At 63.6% G+C, this 4,753-nt stretch carries 7 protein-coding genes; 6 read left to right on the top strand and 1 reads right to left on the bottom strand.

Features of this window, described 5'->3' with window-relative positions:
• The 5 genes from EOD07_RS23110 to EOD07_RS23090 form a co-directional block, all read left to right on the top strand.
• On the top strand, positions 1-347 hold a 347-nt coding region (locus EOD07_RS23110; protein ID WP_127237104.1), incomplete at its 5' end, for an RsmE family RNA methyltransferase.
• A 207-nt stretch (positions 348-554) separates the two neighbouring features.
• Positions 555-1,928: a glutamate--cysteine ligase gene (locus EOD07_RS23105; RefSeq protein ID WP_127237103.1), complete on the top strand. Its 1,374-nt coding sequence runs from the start codon at positions 555-557 to the stop codon at positions 1,926-1,928.
• A gap of 102 nt (positions 1,929-2,030) precedes the next feature.
• Entirely contained in the window at positions 2,031-2,963 is a 933-nt protein-coding gene (locus tag EOD07_RS23100; RefSeq protein WP_127237102.1) for a DUF937 domain-containing protein, read from the top strand.
• 28 nt (positions 2,964-2,991) lie between these two features.
• A complete protein-coding gene (locus EOD07_RS23095) occupies positions 2,992-3,243 on the top strand; it encodes a type II toxin-antitoxin system HicA family toxin (RefSeq protein WP_127237101.1) in 252 nt (83 codons plus the stop codon).
• Positions 3,227-3,451: a type II toxin-antitoxin system HicB family antitoxin gene (locus EOD07_RS23090; RefSeq protein WP_127237100.1), complete on the top strand. Its 225-nt coding sequence runs from the start codon at positions 3,227-3,229 to the stop codon at positions 3,449-3,451. The genes EOD07_RS23095 and EOD07_RS23090 overlap by 17 nt, the downstream gene beginning before the upstream one ends.
• A 185-nt stretch (positions 3,452-3,636) precedes the next feature.
• Here EOD07_RS23090 and EOD07_RS23085 read toward each other — a convergent pair whose 3' ends face one another.
• Positions 3,637-3,927, bottom strand: coding sequence for a DUF1127 domain-containing protein (locus EOD07_RS23085; RefSeq protein ID WP_041010015.1), 291 nt, complete (start codon positions 3,925-3,927; stop codon positions 3,637-3,639).
• A 181-nt stretch (positions 3,928-4,108) separates the two neighbouring features.
• On the opposite strand from EOD07_RS23085, the gene EOD07_RS23080 reads away from it, so the two are divergent.
• A partial coding sequence (locus EOD07_RS23080) for a LysR family transcriptional regulator (RefSeq protein WP_127237099.1) occupies positions 4,109-4,753 on the top strand: 645 nt, incomplete at its 3' end.

Here is a 4,753-nt window from a genome sequence, read left to right as displayed (position 1 = left end):
CCAATGTGGTGGAAGCAGCCGAGCAATGCGGCATCCTGGCGGTGCCGGACGTGCGCGAGGCGGAAAAGCTGGAACGGCTTCTCGTCAATTGGGACAAGGAGCGGCGGCTGATCTTCTGCGACGAGGATGCCGCGACCAACAATCCGCTGCCAGCCTTGCAAGCGGTCAAAGAGAAGAAACTTGCGCTTCTGGTCGGACCTGAGGGCGGATTTTCCGACGACGAGCGCAAGATGCTGAGGGTTTTGCCTTTCGTCACCGCCATTCCGCTCGGGCCCCGCATCCTGCGCGCCGACACGGCGGCGGTGGCGGCATTGGCGGTGATGCAGGCGACGATCGGCGACTGGTGATCAAATCCTGTTGAGGCCTGGCTCAGGATTTTTTGCTTGATCGGCTGCTAACATTTCGTCCATCTAGCGCCGGCGGCCGTCCGGCCACTGCAGCACCGCGCCTCCTTTTCGTGGAGCAAAGGCCGCTGTAACACTTAAAAGTCTTGCGCAGGACGTCCAGCGGAAATCGGTGCCGGTTTTCGGGGATCATGCGCACGGAGGGGCGAGATGGCGCGCGACACAACCGATACCCAGCCCATCGAAGGCATCGACGAACTCGTCGGCTATCTGGCCGCCGGCAACAAGCCGCGCGAAAAATGGCGCATCGGCACCGAGCACGAGAAATTCCCCTTCTATGTCGACGGCAACGCGCCGGTGCCCTATGGCGGCGAGCGCGGCATCCGCGCCATTCTCGAAGGCATGCAGGAAAAGCTCGGCTGGGATCCGATCATGGATGCCGGCCGCATCATCGGCCTTGTCGAGCCGACCGGCCAGGGCGCGATCTCGCTGGAGCCCGGCGGCCAATTCGAGCTTTCCGGGGCGCCGCTGGAGTCCATCCACCAGACCTGCCGCGAGGGCAACGCGCATCTGGCGCAGGTGCGCGAGATCGCCGAGCCGCTCGGCATCCGCTTCCTCGGCCTTGGTGGCAGCCCGAAATGGTCGCTGGCCGATACGCCGAAAATGCCGAAGTCGCGCTACGAGATCATGACGCGCTACATGCCGAAGGTCGGCACCAAGGGCCTCGACATGATGTACCGCACCTGCACGATCCAGGTGAATCTCGACTTCGAGAGCGAGACCGACATGCGCCGCAAGATGCAGGTGTCGCTGAAGCTGCAGCCGCTGTCGACGGCGCTGTTCGCCAACTCGCCCTTCACCGAGAGCCGGCCGAACGGCCTGCAGAGCTGGCGCGGCGACATCTGGCGCGATACCGACAACCAGCGCTCCGGCATGCTCGAATTCTGCTTCTCGCCCGATTTCGGCTTCGCTGACTATGTCGAATGGGCGCTCGACGTGCCGATGTATTTCGTGATCCGCGACGGCCACTATCACGACATGACGCGCTACACGTTCCGTCAGTTCATGGCGGGCGCCGCCCGCGACGAGGTCCCCGACGGCCTGCCGACCATGGGCGACTGGGCGAACCATCTCTCCACCTTGTTCCCCGACGTGCGGCTGAAGCGTTTCCTTGAGATGCGCGGCGCCGATGGCGGGCCATGGCGGCGCATCTGCGCCCTGCCCGCCTTCTGGGTCGGGCTGCTCTATGACGAGCAGGCGCTGGACGCCGCCGAGGCGCTGACCGCGAGTTGGACCTACGAGGAAGCGCTGGCGATGCGCAACGCCGTGCCGGAACTGGGCATCGCCGCGCCGTTCCGCAACGCCACCTTGCGCGACGTTGCCCGCGATGTGCTCGCCATCTCGCGCATGGGCCTGAAGAACCGGGCCAAGAAGAACCGCGACGGCTATGACGAGACGTCGTTCCTCAACACGCTCGACGAGGTCGTGGCGCGAGGCACCACCAGCGCCGAGGAGATGCTGTCGGCCTACCACACGCGTTGGGGCGGTTCGATCGAGCCGGTGTTCATGGAGTATGCCTATTAACCGTCCGCCATGCGCCGAGCGGTTGGGCAGCAAAAGCCGCTTCAATCGGTGATGGAAACGAACTAGGCTCTCCGATGAGGATATCCTCGGAGGAGAACCCAAATGGCTTCCCTGTTCGACATTTTCGCCCAGGCCCAGAACGGCGCCGGCATGCAGGCGCTGGCACAGCAATACGGGCTTTCGATGCAGCAGACGCAGGCCGCGGTGCATGCGCTGCTGCCCGCGTTCTCGCAAGGATTGCAGCGCAACACCGCCGATCCTTACGGGATGGGCGCATTCATGACCGCGATGGCGAGCGGCCAGCATGCCAAATATTTCGAGGACGCCACGAGGGCTTTTTCGCCGCAAGGCATCAATGAGGGCAACGGCATTCTCGGCCATCTGTTCGGCTCGAAGGACCTGTCCCGCGCCGTGGCCAGCCAGGCCGCGCAGGCGACGGGATTGAGCCAGCAGGTGCTGCAGCAGATGCTGCCGGCCCTGGCCTCGATGATGATGGGTGGCCTGTTCAAGCAGACCAACAACCAGATGCAGGCCGCCGGCGGTTTTGGTGGCGGCAACAATCCGCTCGGCGAGATCATCGGGGAGATGATGCGGCAAGGCGGCGTCGCGCCGGCGCCGCAGCAACGCCAGGCGCCGCAGCCGGTGCCCAATCCCTATGGCGAGAACCCGCTCGGCAAGGTGCTGCAGGACATGTTCGGCGGCGGCGCGTCCCAGTCCCAACCGCAGAGCCAGCCGCAGCAATCGCCCAATCCCTACGGCGAGAACCCGCTCGGCAAGATCTTCGAGGAGATGCTGCGCCAGGGCGGCGGCGGTTTCGGGCTGCCCGGAGGGCAACCGGCGCCACAGCCGCCGCCGCGCCGGCCGCAGCAAAGCGCGCCGCAACAGCCGCAGACCAATCCCAGCGGCAGGCCGCGAAACCCGTTCGACGATATCTTCGGCAAGATGTTCGAGACCGGCGCGCAGCAACGCGACGACTACCAGAAGGGTGTGGAATCGATCTTCGACCAGTTCAAGCGCGACATGGACCGGCGGTAGGTCTCGCGCGATCCTCAGAGCGCCTTCTGTGAGCAAGAAGCTTGAACAAATGCGCCGCAATCCCCGCGGCGACTGGTCGATGCGAGATGTTAAGGCAGTCTGTGACAAGGCCGGCATTCAATGCGTGCCTCCAAGATCGGGCGGATCGCATTACAAAATCTATCACTCAGCGATGGCTGACATTTTGACGGTGCCTTTCAAACGACCGATCAAGCCCGTATATATTCGAAAACTCGTGGCATTTATCGACGAGGCAAATAAGCATGACGGACAAGCTTGAATACCCTGTCGTCATCGCACCACTCTCGACTGAGGACGGTGGCGGGTTCTCCGCTTATGTCCCGGATCTTCCCGGTTGCATGAGCGACGGCGAAACTCCCGAGGAGGCCATCGCGAATGTTCAAGATGCTATCGCGGCTTGGATAGAAGCGGCGCACGAACTTGGCCGATCAGTGCCAAGGCCGTCGAGAAAACTGGCTTTCGCCTAGTCCCCTGAAAGCCTTTCGAGAGAAAGGCGCAGCCCAAAAAAATGCCCGGTCCTGGAGGAGGAACCGGGCAATGTGCAGGCTGGCCGGCGGGGAACCGGCAGGGAGTGTGGGAGCCTGCATGAAGCTTGGTCGCGCCGAGCCGTGAAAAGGTTCAACGCGACCGGAAATCCAGGCAGCGTGGCCGTTCAGGCCACCTGACGAGCGAGGTCCTCGATCGTATCGGCGCGCTCGCTGGCGATGGCGCGCAGCTTCACCGTCGGATCGCGGCCGAAGGGCACCGCGACGGCGACATGGAGGTCGGCGCGGGTCAGGCCGATATCGGCAAGCTCGGCGTCCGACATCTCGCCCAGGCGATAGAAGGCGCGGCGGTTTTTCCAGGCGACATAGGCGTTGGCGAGAGCATTGAGCACGCGCGTCGCAACGGCCGGACGCGTGGTGATGCGCGGGGTCTCGGAAGCGAATTCAATCGTGGTCATGTCAGTCTCTCCTTCCAGGAGTCGAGCGGACGAAACCATGCAATCGGTGCCTGGGAGAAGCGCCGTTCCGGTCTCGATACACATGCTGTCATGTGGACATTCGCAATTTGCCATCGTGCGATTGATTAATCCAACGAATGTTTTTAATCTCTAGCATCAACATCAATGATAGGTTGGACCGATGAAAGCGCCGCTCGACCTCGATCAGTTGCAAACCTTCATCTCGATTGCCGACACAGGAAGCTTCACCCGCGCGGCCGAGGAGGTGCACCGGACGCAGTCCGCAGTGTCGATGCAGATGCGCCGGCTGGAGGAGCGGATCGGCAAGCCGCTGTTCGAAAAGGATGGCCGCACCAACAAGCTGACCGAGGAGGGCGACCGGCTGCTTTCCTATGCGCGGCGGCTGATCTACCTCAACCGCGAGACGCTTGCCGCCTTCGACGACCAGCGGCTCGAAGGCACGATCCGCATCGGCACGCCGGACGACTATGCCGACCGCTTCCTGCCCGAGATCATGGCGCGCTTCTCGCGCTCCAACCCACGCGTCGAGCTGACGGTCGTCTGCGAGCCGACGCCGGGGCTGGTCGAGCACATCAAGCGCGGCAATCTCGACCTGGCGCTGGTGACGCATAACGACACGCGCGGCCAGTCGGAAGTGGTGCGGCGCGAGCCGCTTTTGTGGGTGACCTCGGCCAATCACGCCACGCATGAGCAGGAAACCCTGCCGATGGCGTTCGGCCGGCCGAACTGCATCTGGCGGCGTGCCGCGGTCGACGTGCTCGACCGGCAGAGCCGCGACTACCGTGGGCTGTTCTCCAGCTTCTCG

Source organism: Mesorhizobium sp. M2C.T.Ca.TU.002.02.1.1 (assembly GCF_003997225.1).
The sequence above is the reverse complement of the archived record's forward strand: the minus strand, read 5'-3'. Positions and strand labels throughout refer to the sequence as shown.